The organism is Gracilibacillus marinus (assembly GCF_042651725.1).
Classification (GTDB): domain Bacteria; phylum Bacillota; class Bacilli; order Bacillales; family Amphibacillaceae; genus Gracilibacillus; species Gracilibacillus marinus.
The window spans coordinates 83,443-100,596 of the sequence record NZ_JBHSDV010000004.1 but is presented as its reverse complement, the minus strand read 5'-3'; the positions used below and the strand labels follow the sequence as shown (position 1 = coordinate 100,596).

Sequence of the window (17,154 nt, the reverse complement as noted above, 5' to 3'; positions counted from 1 at the left end):
AATAGTAGGCTTATCGCAATATTAATCATGCGATAAGCCTACTATTTATTTATAGCAATCGATTCTTATTAATCATTGGAAATCATATAAGATGGAGAGCGCTATTCTAGTATCTATTCTTCATAATCAAAACTAGAAATTGGGGAGTTACGGATGATTTCAGCATGAGGAAGTTCTGTTTGAAAGTAGTGTTGTGCATTTAATTTATGAATCGGTCTTAACTTTTGTATTCGATCAGTTAATGTACATCTATATTGTGCTGTTTTATTTAATTGACGAAATACTACAGGATGAGAAATGTCTAATGTGAGTGTTCGATTGTTGTGAAATAATATGTTTGTTTGATTGTTTGGATAATTTCTTATTGCTTTTACATGTGAATGAGCAATCCATGTACATGTTTTTTTGATGGGAGATTCAACAGGGAAGTAATACATATTAAGGACTTTATCAAGTACAATGGGAGGTTTATGACTAGATTGAGTAATTTCACGCGATCCTTCTAAGAGTCCTCGGAAACTACTTCCATGCAATCGACAATTTCCATCCATTACTTTATCCGTAGACAATTCTATTTCGCTATCATTCTCTGCTACCCAATCCATCAGTTTGGTATAGTAGCGTCCATCTTTTTGAATACCAATTACTGCAAGTGTAGTAATTTTTAATTCACCATTTTTTTCAATCATTTTTACCACTCCTCTTACAAATTTTATCTTTCTATTTGCTAATTTAACAAGATTATACAAAAATAGCTAGTCCATTATTGTTAAGAAATAGTAAATATTGTATAGCTTCTTTTCATTTTACAAAATTTTTGTTAAGATATAGCAAAATACATATAAAAAGAAAGTTGGTGACAAACTTGTGGAAAAAATTTGTACGAAAAAAATCCTCAAAAAAAGTGACACACCCTATTAAAGAAATACCATTAAATGAAATCAAAAAAGCGATTAGAGAATACAGCAACACGCTTCCTAATACTGTTCCTTTAAGTGTACTCATCCATGAAGATAACCGTATCAATGTAGAATTACTCACTCCTTTTTTGAAAGCGATTCCGCACAAACCTTTTTATATGTCAAAAGAAACATATGAGGTATTTGAAGAAAATAATAAACACCTTGCGCACTATTTGGATAAAATTCAACGTGCAGTAGATGCATATATTGCTCAAGAAAAGAAGTTACCAATTATCGATAATGACCCATATAATAAAGTCAGTTATTACAAATTAGAACGACTAGGGCTTCTCGATCAACGCCCCCCACTCGACTTCTTTCTAACAGACGAAGAAAACTTAATTACAATAGAGAAAAAGTGAATACAAAAGCGAAAGCGTCCGTTTAGAAACGTAGTGACTGGAACGCATCAACTGAAATAAAGGAATCACGATGAGCTTGCGAATCGATGATGACTTATTCATAGTTGATTCGTGAAGTCACCTAGTTTCTGGACGCTTGAGCTGGATGATACAAAAGCGAAAGCGTCCGTTTAGAAACGCAGTGACTAGAACGCATCAACTGAAATAAAGGAATCACGATGAGCTTGCGAATCGATGATGACTTATTGATAGTTGATTCGTGAAGTCACCTAGTTTCTGGACGCTTGAGCTCGATGATACAAAAGCGGAAACGCAAGATTAGAATCGTAATGACTGGAATGGTGTCGTATCATTCTTTTCCAAGTATCAAGCATGCAATATAATAGTTTCCCACTTTTCTTTCGTAGCATCACCAAGGCTTGCTATATCTTGTTTCAAATCTTTTAATTCACTTATCGTATTCGCTACTTTTCGCTTCATTTCTTCTACCTCATTTAATGAATGATTGATTTTGTCTTGAACAAACCAATCCATTACTAATCCATCCAAGAAATAGTCTGCGAACGTTAGGCTACCTGAGATTTCAATTTGGTTGTCAAAAGATTGTCCAATATCAGATAGTTCGTTAGAGAATTTTCTTAATAGGCGTTGGGCCTCATGTGTAGATTTCTTTGCATCATCAATATGGCTATGCTTAATAGATGTAGAAATTAATCCACCACCAACCATGTCCACAGTACCCCAGTTTTTTGCTTTGTCTAAAGAAGCACTTGCAGATTGTAAACATGCATTTACTTTATATCCTGCATCAATAGCTTCATTTATTTCTTTTTCTTCTGCTTGTAATTCACCTAATTGTTCTAGTAATTGTGTTGCTTTCTTACCTTCTTCGTTATCTAATTGTACGATTCGTTCATATTTACTGTGCAAAAGTTCTTTGTATCGATTTTCTGGATCACCTAATTCTTTCATTTTTTCAGTTAGCTCTTTTAACTCTTCTTCCATATCTTTTACAGATGCTTGTGCTTCCTCGTATCGTAATGTCGATCTAATTACCTCTTCTTTTTCTTTTGAAAGTTTTTCTTCTTTTTTACCAAGTACTTGATAAAATAGATTCGCAATATGAAAACTTTCTAATTTTTCGACATCGATTTTCTCTTCTTGAAGATGATGATACCATTTTCTTTCTTGTGCTCTCATCTCCTCTAATTGTTCTTTCAATTGTGTCTCTTGTTCTAGATAACGTTTTAGTTTATATTTTTTCTCTTGTTCTATCATTAATTGTTGATATAATTCATCCATCTTGATTCACCTCTTGTTTATCTATACGGATAACCTTTTCATTTGTTTCATTTTTCACCCTTTTTTTCTTCGATTCTATCTATACGCTCTTGAATAGAAGGATGTGTAGATTTAAAAAATTGAATCCAACTTGCTGGATCTATATCTGTTTTTGACTGTATTGCTAGTTCTTTATACGACTGTATTGCTGGGGATAAATCTTCTGTATGTGAAATTGCAAATCGATCTGCTGAACGTTCCATTTCTCTAGAAACAAAAAGATTCAATGGATTCGTAATAAATAGAAGAATAGTTATAACAAGTAGGAGTTTCATAGTAAGTTCTAAATGACTTTTCTCTTGCCATTTGTTCGTGAGCCATTGTAAGAATAAACAGACAAGAAGTACCAAGACAAGATATAATCCTGTGCCTATATAAACATGCTTCTTTATGTAATGACCTAATTCATGCGCTGTAATAAATAGTACTTCTGCTTCATCCATACCATCTAACATAGTATCCCAGAGTACGATACGCTTATTATCAAAAACACCTGTCACATATGCATTATATGTTTGGACTTTCTCACTTTTGTTGACAATATACATATCTACATTGGTAAGTTCCATCGAGTCAACTTGTTGAGATAATGCTTGGTACATATGATGAGATTTGTCTAACTTATGAAAATCATCAAATAAAGGATCAATCCAGATTGGTTGGATAAATACATAAAAAAATGCTAATGGCAACATGAATAGCCATAATCTTATTCCCCATGTTTTTGGCCATTTGCGAATAAATATATTGGTCAAATAAATAAGGAAAAATATTAGACAGAAAAAAAGAAGTTGGGATACTAATTGCTCTCCTATCCATGAAGTGAAGGATTGTGTGCGTGTACCTTCTTTTTTTGATAATAAAAACCAGGTCAACCGAAATGGAAAATGACTCATCCAATGTATACATACTAGTATGATGGACAATGTCGCAAATTGACTAAAATATGACTTCCATTTAGTGATCCATAGATAACTTCTCGAATGTGTATACATACTATATAAAATTATAATTTCTACTGGCATTAGTGCAAAATAGATAAAATGTGAGATTGCGCCATATCTAGCGTCACTATAACTATCAAGTGGATAAAAATAATAAAAATAGAACCACATCAGCACAACATAACTACTGTAACTAATCAGAATTTTTTTCATTATACACCCCTTCTCTTATTTTAGAAAATGCTGCCACATAAATTGTGACAGCATTACTCTGTATCAGTACACTAACTGTATTAAATCTTCTTTAGAAATTTTACCTAAATACTTGGAGACATCTATATCTTGTAATGCTTCTTCAATTGCTTGACGGTCATAACGAACACCGATAAATGCATCTGCTAATTCTGATACATCACCAACACCAAAGAAGTCGCCATAAATATTGCAATTTTCAATTATTCCTTTATGTACATCAAAACGTACATCTACTAATCCTGCAGGAAACTTATGAGAATGTTGGATATTAAACTTTGGCGATTTACCATAATTCCAATCCCATTGTTGGTATCTTTCTTTAGATAGTTGATGAATATTCGCCCAATCCTCTTCTGTTAACACATATTCAGGTACATCTTCCAAATTATCCACATTAAAAATGTACTTTAAAATGTGCGCTTTGAATGCTTCCATGGATAATTTTTCTTCCATAAATTCTGAAATATTTGTTACACGACTACGGATTGATTTAATTCCTTTAGACTCAATTTTCTCTGTTTTTACTTTTAATGACTTCACGACATGCTCAATCTCAGAATCATACATTAGCGTACCATGACTGAACATACGTCCTTTTGTAGTAAATTGTGCATTACCTGAAATTTTCTTACCATCTGCTACTAAATCATTCCGTCCTTTTAATTCTGCAGGAACACCGAGTTCACGCAATGCTTCTACAACTGGTTCCGTAAATTTAGCAAAATTATGAAAGCTATTCCCATCATCTTTTGTTATAAAACTAAAGTTCAAATTACCTTGATCATGGTATACTGCACCACCACCAGATAGACGACGCACAACATGGATGCCATTCTCATCTACATAGTTTGTGTTAATTTCTTCTATTGTATTTTGATTCTTCCCTATGATTATGGAAGGCTCATTTATGTAAAAGAGTAAATACGAATCTTTTTCTCCAAATTGTTTTAAAACATATTCTTCAATCGCTAAGTTGATATGTGGATCTGTAATACCTTTATTATCAATAAATTTCATTTTATAGCCACTCCCTTTTATTGTTGTTCACATAAATAAGTATAGCGAATTAAATATATTAGTACAATTTTTTGAAAATTGTACTAATACAAAATATTGATTTTTTCACTTTGTTATAATACAATAATAGTACAAACACAACGGTATGTGTGTGTAGTGTAAAAAGTTTGGAAATAACTATTCCATTCTTTTTCACATTAACCTATTTGAAGTCTTTTTACCGTATCTCTTTCGTTCCTTTCATCCTTCTTATCCTGCTAAACAAGGATGACGAACATTCCCATCCAATTATTTTGAGAGGTATAGGGAAAAGACAACCACCTGCAGCTTCTTAATATAGAGCTGCTTTTTTTATTTTCAAAATACATAAATAACGGCTTCACATCTATATAAGATGCGAAGCCATTATAGTTGCTTATTATTCTGTTTAACCTTTTCTCTTATTATATACATCAAAACCAACAGCAATTAAAAGAACCAAACCTTTAATAAATTGTTGCCAATCAATACCGATGCTAATAAGTGACATACCATTGTTCATTACACCCATTACAAGTCCACCGACGATTGATCCAATTACAGTACCGACACCACCTGCCATTGATGCACCACCAATGAATACAGCTGCAATGGCATCTAGTTCTAGCATGTTTCCTGCTGCAGGTGTAGCAGAATTTAAACGAGCTGCAAACATCAGACCTGCTAATGCTGCAAGTACACCATTATTAACAAAAACCCAAAATACTACTCGTTTTGTTTTAATACCTGATAAATCTGCCGCTTTTTTATTTCCACCTGTTGCATATACGTGACGACCCATGATTGTATTTTTCATAATAAATGTGTAGATGATAATTAACAAGAATACAATGACTAATACTGTTGGGATCCCTTTATTTAAAGCTAATTGATACGCAAACCAATTAATCACAAAAATTAATGCAGCTAATTTCGCTAATGTTACCCATAATGGTACTACATCGAATTGATACTCAATTTGTGTTTTTCTTTTACTGAATTCTAAATATACTAATACAATAGATAATATTATGGAAAGAATGATTGTAGTAAGATGTAATCCACCCGAACCAAATACATCTGGTAAGAAACCACTACTTATCTTTTGGAATGAATCAGGAAATGGCGCTAATGATTGCCCATCTAATAAGTATAGTGTTAACCCTCTAAAAATCAGCATACCAGCTAATGTAACGATAAATGACGGAATACCTACATATGCAATCCAAAATCCTTGCCATACACCAATTAACGCTCCAGCAAGTAATGCAAGTATAACAGCTAACCATACTGGAACATTGTTGTTTATAATCAATACACCTGCAACCGCTCCGATGATAGCAACAACGGAACCAACTGATAAATCAATATTTCCAGTAATAATAACTAATACCATACCAACAGCTAATACTAATATAAATCCATTTTGCAAAATTAAATTTGTCAAATTTAATGGTGTTAAGTTAATACCATCAGATAATACAAAAAATAAACCTGTTATTAGTACTAATGCGATAACCATACCGTATTCACGCATATTGCTACGGAACAAATTAATAATTGTTTGCATGAATAGCCCCCCTTGTTCCTGTCATATATCTCATGACACTCTCTTGATCCGCTTCATCTTTCGTTAACTCACCTGTTATCTTTCCTTCGTTCATTACATAGATACGATCAGATAATCCTAGAACTTCTGGTAATTCTGATGAAATAACGATAACTGCTAACCCTTGGCTTGCTAGTTCATTTATTTGCGTATAAATCTCAAACTTTGCACCAACATCGATTCCACGAGTAGGTTCATCTAGAATAAGCACCTCAGGTTCTGTGAAAATCCATTTACTAAGTACTACTTTTTGCTGATTTTCACCACTTAAATTCCCAACTTCTTGTTGCAATGATGGTGTTTTAATATTTAATCGTTGACGTAATTTTTGTGATTCTACAATTTCTTTATTCTCATCAATCACAGATTGTTTAGAAATTCGATTTAAATTAGAAATCGTAATATTACGTTTTATATCATCAATTAAATTTAGACCATATGTTTTTCGGTCTTCAGACACATAAGCGATTCCAGCATTAATTGCTTGACTTACAGTATTTGCTTGAATTAATTGATTGTTTTTATACAAGTCACCAGTAATTTTAGCACCATACGATTTACCGAATATACTCATTGCTAATTCTGTTCGACCTGCACCCATAAGTCCTGCGATTCCTACTATCTCTCCTTTTTTCACATGTAGATTTACATTGTCGATGATTTTACGATCATGTTGTTGAGGATGGTAGATGTTCCAATTTTTTACTTTAAATAATACTTCTCCGATTTGTGGAACTCTATTAGGAAAACGACTTGTTAATTCGCGCCCTACCATCCCTTTAATAATGCGCTCTTCCGAAACTTTTCCTTCGCTTGTATCCATTGTTTCAATTGTTTGTCCATCTCTTAAAACAGTAATGGAATCAGATACTTTGGATACTTCATTTAATTTATGTGAAATGAGAATGGAAGAGATTCCTTGTTCTTTCAAATCTAATAATAGATTTAATAAATTCTCACTATCTGTCTCATTCAATGCAGCTGTCGGTTCATCTAAGATTAATAGCTTTACATTTTTAGATAATGCCTTTGCAATTTCTACTAATTGTTGCTTTCCAACACCGATGTTCATTACAGCTGTTTCTGGTGAATCTTTTAATCCGACTCTATTCAATAATTCTTTTGATTCTGAAAATGTTCTATGCCAATCAATTACTTTTCTTGTTTGTCGTTCATTTCCTAAAAAAATATTTTCTGCAATAGATAAATAGGGACTTAAAGCTAATTCTTGGTGAATAATTACGATCCCTAATTCTTCACTTTGCCTTATGTCCTTAAATTGACATTCCTTTCCTTCAAACATAATGGACCCTTCATATGTTCCATTTGGATAAACACCACTTAACACTTTCATCAATGTAGACTTACCTGCACCGTTCTCCCCAACTAATGCATGAATTTCCCCTTTTTCTACTTTTAAATTCACATTGTCTAATGCTTTCACACCAGGAAATTCTTTTGTTATATTTTTCATTTCTAATATATAATTAGACACCAAGCTCACCGCCTCTGTACTTGATAACAGATATAGTGGTGTTGAATACCACCACTATATCTTAGATTCATCTCTTTATTTCAAATACAATTACTTAAGGTCATCTTCAGAATAATATCCACTATCAATTACAACTTCTTGATAATTATCAATGTCGACAGAAACTGGTTCTACTAAATATGTTGGCACTACTTTTTCACCATTGTCATATGTCTCTGTATCATTTACTTCTGATTCTTCTCCTTTTAGAATTGCTTCTGTCATACTTACAGCTACTGCAGCTAAATCACGTGTATCTTTAAATACTGTTTGCGTTTGCTCGCCTGCAATAATCGATTTAATTGAAGCTAACTCTGCATCCTGGCCACTAATTACTGGTAATGGTAAGTCTCCAGAACCATATCCAACACCTTTTAATGCTTGAATAATTCCTCGACTAATACCATCGTACGGTGATAATACTGCGTCCACTTTTTCTCCACCTGCATAAGCACTACTTAAGATGTTTTCCATTCTAGATTTAGCTGTATTTCCATCCCAACGCATTGTTGCTGCTTGGTCAAATTCCGTTTGACCACTTTGAATAACTAATTTGCCCTCATCGATATATGGTTGTAATACACTCATTGCTCCATCCCAGAAGAAATACGCATTGTTATCATCAGGAGAACCACCGAATAACTCGATATTAAATGGTCCTGCTTGATTCGGTAAATCTAATGCTTCTTCAATATAAGATGCTTGTAATACACCTACTTGGAAGTTATCGAATGTTGCATAATAACTCACATGTTCTGTTCCCATAATTAAGCGATCATATGATACTACTTCAATTCCTTGTTCATTTGCTTTTTCTAACACGTTTGTTAAAGCAGTTCCATCTATTGATGCAATAACAAGTGCATCTGCACCTTTTACAATCATGTTCTCTATTTGTTCAATTTGTTTATCTACATCATCTTCTGCATATTGTAAATCGGTTTCATATCCTAGTGCTTCTAACTGCTCTACCATGTTATTCCCATCATCTACCCAACGTTGTGAAGATTTTGTTGGCATTGCAACACCAATTAATCCACCATCTTTTGCTTCTTCTCCATCTCCTTCAGAACTACCGCCTGAATCATTCCCACATGCTGCTAGTACTAGAATTAAACTAAATAATAGTGCAATCAAACTAAATTTTTTCATTCTTTGTAACCCCTTTCATTTTTAAAAGATGTATCTTGCTTGTTTTTAACTTTACCATCTCCCAAAATGTAAGGCTTTACATTTTATTAAACTATTTTTATACTTTTTTAATTTTCAATCTTTTATATACTTAGAACTATGTAAAAACGCCCTTCACCATAATGGATGAGGAGCGATAAATATTATCCATATATTAATTGAGTTCACTTGAGCGTGTACACGTTTGTTTATATCTTATTGGTGACACACCTTCCATCTTCTTAAATGCAGTACTGAAATAATGTTGCGAATCATATCCTATAACTTCTGCTATTTCTCTGATACTCCAGTCCGTCTGTTCTAACAATTGTTTTGCTTTATTAATTCGTAATCTTGTTAAAATTTGAATATATGATTCTCCTAATTCTTGTTTAATCATTTTACTTAAATATACAGAAGATACATGTAAACCTTTTGCAATACTCTCTAAATTGATTTCTTTATTTTAATAATGTTTCCTTATATATGCAATTGCTTGCTTCACTAATGGAGAAAACTGAATATAACTAGAAATCATGTCATGTGCCTTTTTATCTGCTTCAAGTAAATTTGCATACGTATTTCCTGTTGGTGATTGGAGTACATGAACGGTTTGGCCTGTTGATTCAAGGACCATTTTTTCTATATCTAATTGAATGTCCTCTGTTATTTCTCCCCATATAAGAACTTTTATCCATTTTCTATCTTGATCAAATAGAAGATAATCCATATCACTGACACATACTTTTATGATTGAAGTGATTTTTCCATAATATACTTCCCATTCCTTTTCTTCCAAGAGCATTTTCTGTAGAGTATCTTCCTCCCACTTCACAGTAATTAAATAATTAGGGATATGCATAGGTAATTTCAAAAATTGCAAATGCTCCATCAATTCTGCTTCCGATACTTTTCCTTGGAATACGTCTTGAAAGAAGTGATTACGTATGGAACTATAATTCTTTTTAATTTGAGTAGATGCATGTGCTATCATATTCGTTTGTTTCTCTTTTTCTTCTAATTCTTCTTTCACATTTATTAATACATTCTCTAATTCATTTATATTGACTGGTTTCAGCAGGTATTCTTCTACTTGTAACCTTATTGCTTCTTGGGCATATGTAAAGTTATCATATCCAGATATAATAATTATTTTGCAATCCAATGTTTTTCTAATTTCTTTCATTGCTGCTATGCCATTCATTATTGGCATATTTAGATCAATAAACAATACATCGATTTCTTGCTTTAATGCAATCTCTACAACCTCTTCTCCGTCCTCCGCTTCACCAATTACTTCCATATTATACTTTTCCCAATCCACTGCATCTCGAATACCTTCTCGAATAATGAATTCATCATCTGCGATTAATACTTTCCATTTAGTCATAATTCCCCTCCTCTTGGCTGTTGATTATCGACGAGTTTTGGTAAACGAATCGTTACTATCGTTCCTTTACCTAATTCACTATCTATATGCATTCCATATGCTTTACCATAAGTTAATTGGATTCTTGCTTGTACATTTAATAAACCATATCCTTTTTTATTTCTTATTTCATCCGCTTTTTCTGTTCGTACTATTGCTTCGGCTAATGATATCGTCATCTCTTCTAATTGTTCTATCGACATTCCTGCACCATTATCACGAACAATCATCACAATACATGAGTCCTTTTCTTCTACAATGATCTCAATAATCCCTTGTCCACGCTTTTCTTTTATTCCATGGTATATTGCATTCTCAATAATTGGTTGTAAGATAAATTTTAATGTGTACCATTTCTTTACAGTGTCATCAAGCTTCACTGTGTAAAGGAGTTTATCTCGATATCGGACTTTTTGAATCGCTAAATAGCTGTCAATGTGCGCAATCTCTTCTTCTACGGTTATCATATCTCGTCCTTTACTTAGTCCAATTCTGAATAATTTCGCCAATGCTGATACAATTTCTGCTACATCCAATGCCTTTTGCTTACGCGCCATCCATTGAATCGTATCAAGCGTGTTATATAAAAAGTGTGGGTTAATATTTGCTTGTAAACTACGAAATTCCGCCTCACGCTTTTGCCTTTCTTGTCTTTCAGCTAAATGCATCAGTTCATTAATTCGTATAATCATTTTATTAAAACTTCTACCTAATAGACCAATCTCATCCAACCTTTTTTCATTATATCGGACTTGAAAATTCCCTTTCTCCACAAATTGCATAAATGACATTAATTGGACAATTGGCTTTGAAATCGTATAGGATAAATAATAACTTACAGGAATACCAAATAACATAATAAAGAAAATAAATACAACTAGATAGAAATTAATTTCTTTTAACTCAAATAATGTGTCTCTTTGAGGAAACACACCAACAGTTATCCAATTTGCGAAAGAGGAACGTTGATAGATAAACTGAACATTTTCATCATTTACTTCTTTGACGAAATTACCTGAAGATGTATCATCAAACCATTCCATTGGTATATGATTGATGATGGAATTCGCGGGTTGATAAATATTCTCCCCTGTTTTGTCCATTACCATTAAATATCCATTCTTACCTAGCCGAACATTTTTAGCTGATTCAGCAATGACACGTAATTTTAAATCAATTAAAATGACACCTTCTACTTCATTCGTAAAAGGATTGACGACAGATCTTACTACTGTCACAACATCTTCATTCTTATAGTCTACAATCGAGAGTAATCTTCTTCCATCAGGTCTACCGATAATATGAAATATCCCATTATTTTGTACAGCTGCTTCATACCAATCTGTTTCTGTTAAATCAATAATAGGCGATGCATACAATTCATTACTAATATATTCTCCATCTTTATTCACAATAAGTATGCCTGCTATTTCTGATGAAATTGTTGTGAAATTTCTTAAAAATTGTTGCATGTCATATTTGTTATCTTTATTTCCTGTTGATAAGAAGTCTTTGATATCATCATCAAATGCAATCATGTATGTAATACTTTGCATATTGCTAATATAGAACTCAAATGTTTCATTCACTTTACTTATAATTTGCTGTGTATTTTCATTTGCATCTTCTTCTAATACTCTTTCTACAGTCCAACTAACTAATAACCCTAAACAAATAATTGGTAAGATACTAATAAGTAAAAAATGCGAAATAAGCTTTACTCGAATAGGTAGATTATTAATCTGTGTCCATTTTTTTAACATTGTGCATCAACTCTATTCACTCGGGTAATATTCTGTTACATTTTCTTTTGTTACGACTGTTACTCCAGTGTCTACAAATCTAGGAAGCCTTTGGTCATTAGTAGCACTCTCGGCTAAATCATGTTGAATATGAAATAAGAATTGCAAAGACCAATATCCCATCTCCCATGTCCCTTGAGCTAATGTTGCTGAAATGACACCTTCTTGAATCATATCAAGTGTTCCTTTGTCTGTATCAAAACTAATGATATGCACACTGTCTTTCTTCTGTGCTTCTAAGATAGATTGACCTACACCTACACCACCATTGGCTTCCGTTGCAAAAACACCTTGTAAATTAGGATATAGAGAGAGCATTTCATCTGTCGCCTCTTTCGAAGACATTTGATCACCACGTCCATCTTTGATTGCTACAACCTTCATCTTCGGATATTCATTCGCTATCGTGTTTCTAAATCCTTCCGTACGCTCCTTGTGATTTAATTGATTAGGATGTGTGATAATGCCTACTTCCCCTTCTTCGTTTAGAAATTTTGCCATTTGATGTGCAGCTGTCTCTCCAGCATAATAATTATCTGTTCCTAAAAATGCATATGCTTTACTTTTTGGTGCATTTGCATCAAACATGACAATAGGAATTCCAGCTTCTACGGCTTTATTAATTACTGGATTCAATGCTTCAGGATCCATTGTAGATACCGCGATACCAGCAGGGTTCTTCGCAATTACTTGTTCTAATACAGTAATTTCTTCTTGAATATCGTATTGAGTTGCTCCTCTGTACTCAACAGAGACACTCAATGCTTCAGCAGCATCCTCGAAACCTTTTAATGCTCTTTTCCAATAATCGATTCCTGATTGAAATGTAACCATTACATAACTTTCATCTAACGTTCCTCTTAATTCATTATTTGTCCACTGATTATTTGCTTGATTATTCGTCTGATAATTATACACATAAAGTACAAATACACTAATAAGAAATAAATAGATAAATAATAGCTTCTTCAACTCTTGTAACCCCTTTCAATAAAAAGCGAGGTAAATAATATGAGACTTTTTATCATAGTAAAATAGATTCATACATTATACAATACTTTTTACCACATGAATATGCAACAATTCTATCTTTTATTGTATGAGCTATATGTGAATCTAATCATCAGCAATTTTTTAGTAATATTATCTTTACCTGTAAATGACAAAAAAGCAAGTTGGATTTGTGCGAGCAACTCCAACTTGCTTTTTAAATATTTCTTTAAACTTCAGAAATCACACCTGTTGTTGTTTCATTTGATCGACTATTGTTTCAACAACTTGCTCTGCTTGATCAATACAATCTGGTATACCAATTCCTCGATAAGAACTACCAGCAACATACAATGAAGGTAAATGCGTTTTTAATTCATTTTCTAATCGATCAACAAATTGCTTATGACCAACGCTATATTGTGGCATCGCATCTTTCCAACGAGACACTACAGAAAACTTTGGCTTTCCTTCTATTTTCATAATTTTATTTAAATCATGTAGAACCAATTTCTCTAACATTTCATCAGACATCTCTACAACATTCTCATCACCTGGCCTACCGACATAACAACGTAACAATGCCATATCTTCTGGGGCAGTAGTATTTGGCCATTTCTTATGTGTCCATGTGCATGCGGTAATTCGATATTCACTGTTACGTGATACAACAAACCCAGTACCATCAATGTCTTGTTTAATCGCACTACGGTCAAATGCTAAAGCAACATTAGCGACAGACGTTGCTTTTTGATTAGGATAGGTTTGGATAAAATCATAAGAACCAAGCATTTTCTTTAAAGAATAAAATGGTGATGTCACAATGACAATATCTGATTCTAATTTTGTACCATCATCCAAATGCAGCTGATACGTAGAGTTACTTTTCTCAATCTTTTTTACACATGTATTTTTCTTCACATGTATAGAATCAAGTTTGCTTTCTAAACCATCAACTAAGCTTTGTAGTCCGCCTTCAAGACTGTAGAACATACTTGGCTTTTTCTTCCCTTGCTTATTGGGTTTGGGCATGGTTTGTTGCAATCCTTTGACAAGACTACGATGCTTTTGTTCTAATTGATAAAAGTTTGGAAATGTTGCCATTAGACTTAAATCATCAATATCGCCTGCATAGATTCCTGACAATAATGGCTCAATTAAGTTTTCGACTAATTCATCACCAAATCTTCTTCTAAAAAACAGACCTAATGACTGATCCTCTTGTGCCTTGCATTTAGGCAAAATAAAATCAAAACCTGCACGTAGCTTACCTTGTAAACTAAATAAATTAGAATATAAGAATGGCTTCACTTGTGTTGGTATTCCCATGAACGACCCCTGTGGCATTTGATGTAACTTATTATTGACTAATATATACGATTTTCCTGTACCATTCGTAACTAGTTTGTCTCCAATTCCAATGTCGCGAGCAAGTCGTTCTGCTGATTGCTTTCGAATAAGAAAAGAATCAGGCCCTCTTTCAATTGTAAAACCATCTTTACGATATGTCTCGATTTTACCACCTAATCGATTTTTTGCCTCGATTAATGTAATCTCATTCGGTATATTACTTTCTGCCAATTTTTTATGTAAATAATAGGCGGCAGTTAACCCTGTAATACCGCCACCTATAATTGTTATACGATTCATGAAGCATCCGTTCTTTTCATTTTATCCAATACAACTGTTGCTAATGTATCGATAAAGGATGGATGTACATTTGGCATTTCTGGTCGATAATACTTCGCATCAAGTTCATCACAAACCACCTTACACTCATAGTCATTATCATACAAAACTTCTAAGTGATCTGCTACAAATCCAACTGGTGCATATACAAAAGAACGATATCCTTTGTGTTCATATAAGTCTCTCGTTAAATCTTGAACATCTGGTCCTAACCATGGATCAGGTGTATTTCCTTCACTTTGCCATCCGATTTCTACATTTTCTACACCTGTTGCTTGCTGGATTAAATTAGCTGTTTGTTGTAACTGTTCAGGATACGGGTCACCATTTTGCAAAATTTTCTCAGGTAAACTATGTGCAGATACAATTAATACAGCATGTTTTTTCTCTTCTTCATCCATCTTGTCAAATTCTGTTAACACAGCATTTTTCCAATAATTGATAAATCCTTCTGCATCATACCAGCTCTCAACAGAAGATAAATGAATACCATACTTTTCTGCTTCTTCTTTCGCACGACCATTATACGATTTTACACTAAATGTAGAGTAGTGTGGAGCTAACACAATCGATACTGCTTCTGTAATTCCATCTTCCGCCATTTGTTTCACCGCGTCTTCCACAAATGGTTCGATATGTTTTAATCCTAAATAATGAACAAATTCGACTTCATCTTGTACTTCATTTAAACGATTTTGTAAGCTTAGTGCTTGGTCTTTTGTAATACGAGCTAATGGGGATATTCCACCAATTGCAGCATAACGACTCTTTAAATCTTCAAGCATTTCCTCAGATGGCTTACGTCCATGTCTAATATGTGTATAATAACGTTCAATATCTGCTTCTTCATATGGTGTTCCATATGCCATTACAAGTAAACCTACTTTTTTCTTTGTCATACCGAAACATTCCTTTCCTTTATTACTTATCTTTTAGAATATTCATGGATAAATGTTGTTAATTGTTTTAATCTTTCTGGATTGATCTCTGGTGTAACTCCATGACCAAGGTTGAAAATATGACTAGGATGTTGTTTTCCTTCATCAATGATTTGTTTTACTTTCTCTTCTACTATTTCCCAATCTGATAACAAAAATGCTGGGTCTAAATTTCCTTGTAGTGCTTTCGTTACATCTAATGCCCTTGCTTCTTTAATAGATAATCGCCAATCGAGCCCAATCACATCGACAGGTAAATCATTCCATTCTTTGATTAAATGACTTGCACCAACACCAAATAAAATAAGTGGAACATTATTTTCACGTAATGACCTAAAAATTCTTTCCATGATTGGTTTAATATATGTGCGATAATCTGTTACATTTAACGCGCCAACCCATGAATCAAAAATTTGAATCGCTTGTGCCCCTGCTTCTACTTGTGCTTTCACGTAAGTAATGGTCATCTCTGCAAGCTTGTCCATTAAAGCAAACCAAGCTTTCGGTTCACTATACATAAATGCTTTTGTTTTATGATAGTTTTTGGATGGGCCACCTTCAATCATATAACTAGCTAAAGTAAATGGCGCTCCACTAAAACCAATTAAAGGTACTTGGAGCTGTTCTTTTGTTAATAGAGAAATGGTATCTAATACATATGGTACATCTGATACAGGATCAATTGTACCTAATTTCATGACATCCTTTAGTGATGTAATTGGATTATCAATTACAGGTCCAATTCCAGATTTAATATCCACATCTACACCAATCGCTGGGAGTGGTGACATAATATCTTTATACAATATCGCAGCATCCACATCATACATTTCTACTGGTAATCGTGTGACATATGCACACAATTCTGGTTGATGTGTAATTTCAAATAAAGAATATTTCTTTTTTAATTCTCGATATTCTTTTTGCGACCTTCCAGCCTGTCTCATATACCATACTGGTGTATAATCTGTTTCTTCACCACGAAATGCTTTTAAAATTGTATCATTAAATATTGTCATCATTTCCACCCTTTTTCTTCATTCTATTCTACTATAGAATGATACTGCTTTTCTGTATAGTATTTTTCAAAAATG

15 protein-coding genes are annotated in these 17,154 nt (G+C 33.3%); 1 reads left to right on the top strand and 14 read right to left on the bottom strand.

The window, feature by feature from the left end:
• Positions 1–113 precede the first annotated feature (113 nt).
• Positions 114–689: a competence protein ComK gene (locus ACFOZ1_RS12925; protein ID WP_390199918.1), complete on the bottom strand. Its 576-nt coding sequence runs from the start codon at positions 687–689 to the stop codon at positions 114–116.
• Positions 690–865: 176 nt separating this feature from the next.
• Between ACFOZ1_RS12925 and ACFOZ1_RS12920 the strand changes: the two genes are divergently transcribed.
• A complete protein-coding gene (locus tag ACFOZ1_RS12920) occupies positions 866–1,324 on the top strand; it encodes a DUF3939 domain-containing protein (protein ID WP_390199917.1) in 459 nt (152 codons plus the stop codon).
• 366 nt (positions 1,325–1,690) lie between these two features.
• Here the strand turns inward: ACFOZ1_RS12920 and ACFOZ1_RS12915 are convergent, their stop codons facing one another.
• From ACFOZ1_RS12915 to hemE, 13 genes are all read right to left on the bottom strand, one after another.
• The gene (locus tag ACFOZ1_RS12915) at positions 1,691–2,626 is read right to left on the bottom strand and encodes a hypothetical protein (protein WP_390199915.1); all 936 of its coding nucleotides are present in this window, start codon (positions 2,624–2,626) and stop codon (positions 1,691–1,693) included.
• Between the two features lie 47 nt (positions 2,627–2,673).
• Positions 2,674–3,822, bottom strand: coding sequence for a M48 family metalloprotease (locus tag ACFOZ1_RS12910; protein ID WP_390199913.1), 1,149 nt, complete (start codon positions 3,820–3,822; stop codon positions 2,674–2,676).
• A 63-nt stretch (positions 3,823–3,885) separates the two neighbouring features.
• Positions 3,886–4,881, bottom strand: coding sequence for a lipoate--protein ligase (locus ACFOZ1_RS12905; protein WP_390199912.1), 996 nt, complete (start codon positions 4,879–4,881; stop codon positions 3,886–3,888).
• A gap of 427 nt (positions 4,882–5,308) precedes the next feature.
• Positions 5,309–6,469 (bottom strand): multiple monosaccharide ABC transporter permease, encoded by a 1,161-nt coding sequence (gene mmsB, locus ACFOZ1_RS12900; protein ID WP_390199910.1) that lies wholly within the window; start codon positions 6,467–6,469, stop codon positions 5,309–5,311.
• Positions 6,453–8,003: a multiple monosaccharide ABC transporter ATP-binding protein gene (gene mmsA / locus ACFOZ1_RS12895; RefSeq protein ID WP_390199908.1), complete on the bottom strand. Its 1,551-nt coding sequence runs from the start codon at positions 8,001–8,003 to the stop codon at positions 6,453–6,455. Before mmsA ends, mmsB begins: the two co-directional genes overlap by 17 nt.
• 90 nt (positions 8,004–8,093) lie before the next feature.
• Positions 8,094–9,194, bottom strand: a complete 1,101-nt coding sequence (gene chvE / locus ACFOZ1_RS12890) for a multiple monosaccharide ABC transporter substrate-binding protein (protein WP_390199907.1) — start codon at positions 9,192–9,194, stop codon at positions 8,094–8,096.
• A gap of 193 nt (positions 9,195–9,387) precedes the next feature.
• The gene (locus ACFOZ1_RS12885) at positions 9,388–9,654 is read right to left on the bottom strand and encodes a helix-turn-helix domain-containing protein (RefSeq protein WP_390200121.1); all 267 of its coding nucleotides are present in this window, start codon (positions 9,652–9,654) and stop codon (positions 9,388–9,390) included.
• 24 nt (positions 9,655–9,678) lie between these two features.
• Positions 9,679–10,602 carry a response regulator gene (locus ACFOZ1_RS12880; protein ID WP_390199906.1) on the bottom strand — a complete coding sequence of 308 codons (924 nt, stop codon included), beginning with the start codon at positions 10,600–10,602 and terminating at the stop codon, positions 9,679–9,681.
• A complete protein-coding gene (locus ACFOZ1_RS12875; RefSeq protein ID WP_390199904.1) occupies positions 10,599–12,404 on the bottom strand; it encodes a cache domain-containing sensor histidine kinase in 1,806 nt (601 codons plus the stop codon). The genes ACFOZ1_RS12880 and ACFOZ1_RS12875 overlap by 4 nt, the downstream gene beginning before the upstream one ends.
• Positions 12,405–12,416: 12 nt before the next feature.
• Positions 12,417–13,415: a substrate-binding domain-containing protein gene (locus tag ACFOZ1_RS12870; RefSeq protein ID WP_390199903.1), complete on the bottom strand. Its 999-nt coding sequence runs from the start codon at positions 13,413–13,415 to the stop codon at positions 12,417–12,419.
• A gap of 261 nt (positions 13,416–13,676) precedes the next feature.
• Complete coding sequence (gene hemY / locus ACFOZ1_RS12865) at positions 13,677–15,083, bottom strand: protoporphyrinogen oxidase (RefSeq protein WP_390199902.1); 1,407 nt, start codon at positions 15,081–15,083, stop codon at positions 13,677–13,679.
• Entirely contained in the window at positions 15,080–16,021 is a 942-nt protein-coding gene (hemH, locus tag ACFOZ1_RS12860; protein ID WP_390199901.1) for a ferrochelatase, read from the bottom strand. The genes hemY and hemH overlap by 4 nt, the downstream gene beginning before the upstream one ends.
• Positions 16,022–16,047: 26 nt before the next feature.
• Positions 16,048–17,082: a uroporphyrinogen decarboxylase gene (gene hemE / locus ACFOZ1_RS12855; RefSeq protein WP_390199900.1), complete on the bottom strand. Its 1,035-nt coding sequence runs from the start codon at positions 17,080–17,082 to the stop codon at positions 16,048–16,050.
• Positions 17,083–17,154: the final 72 nt, after the last annotated feature.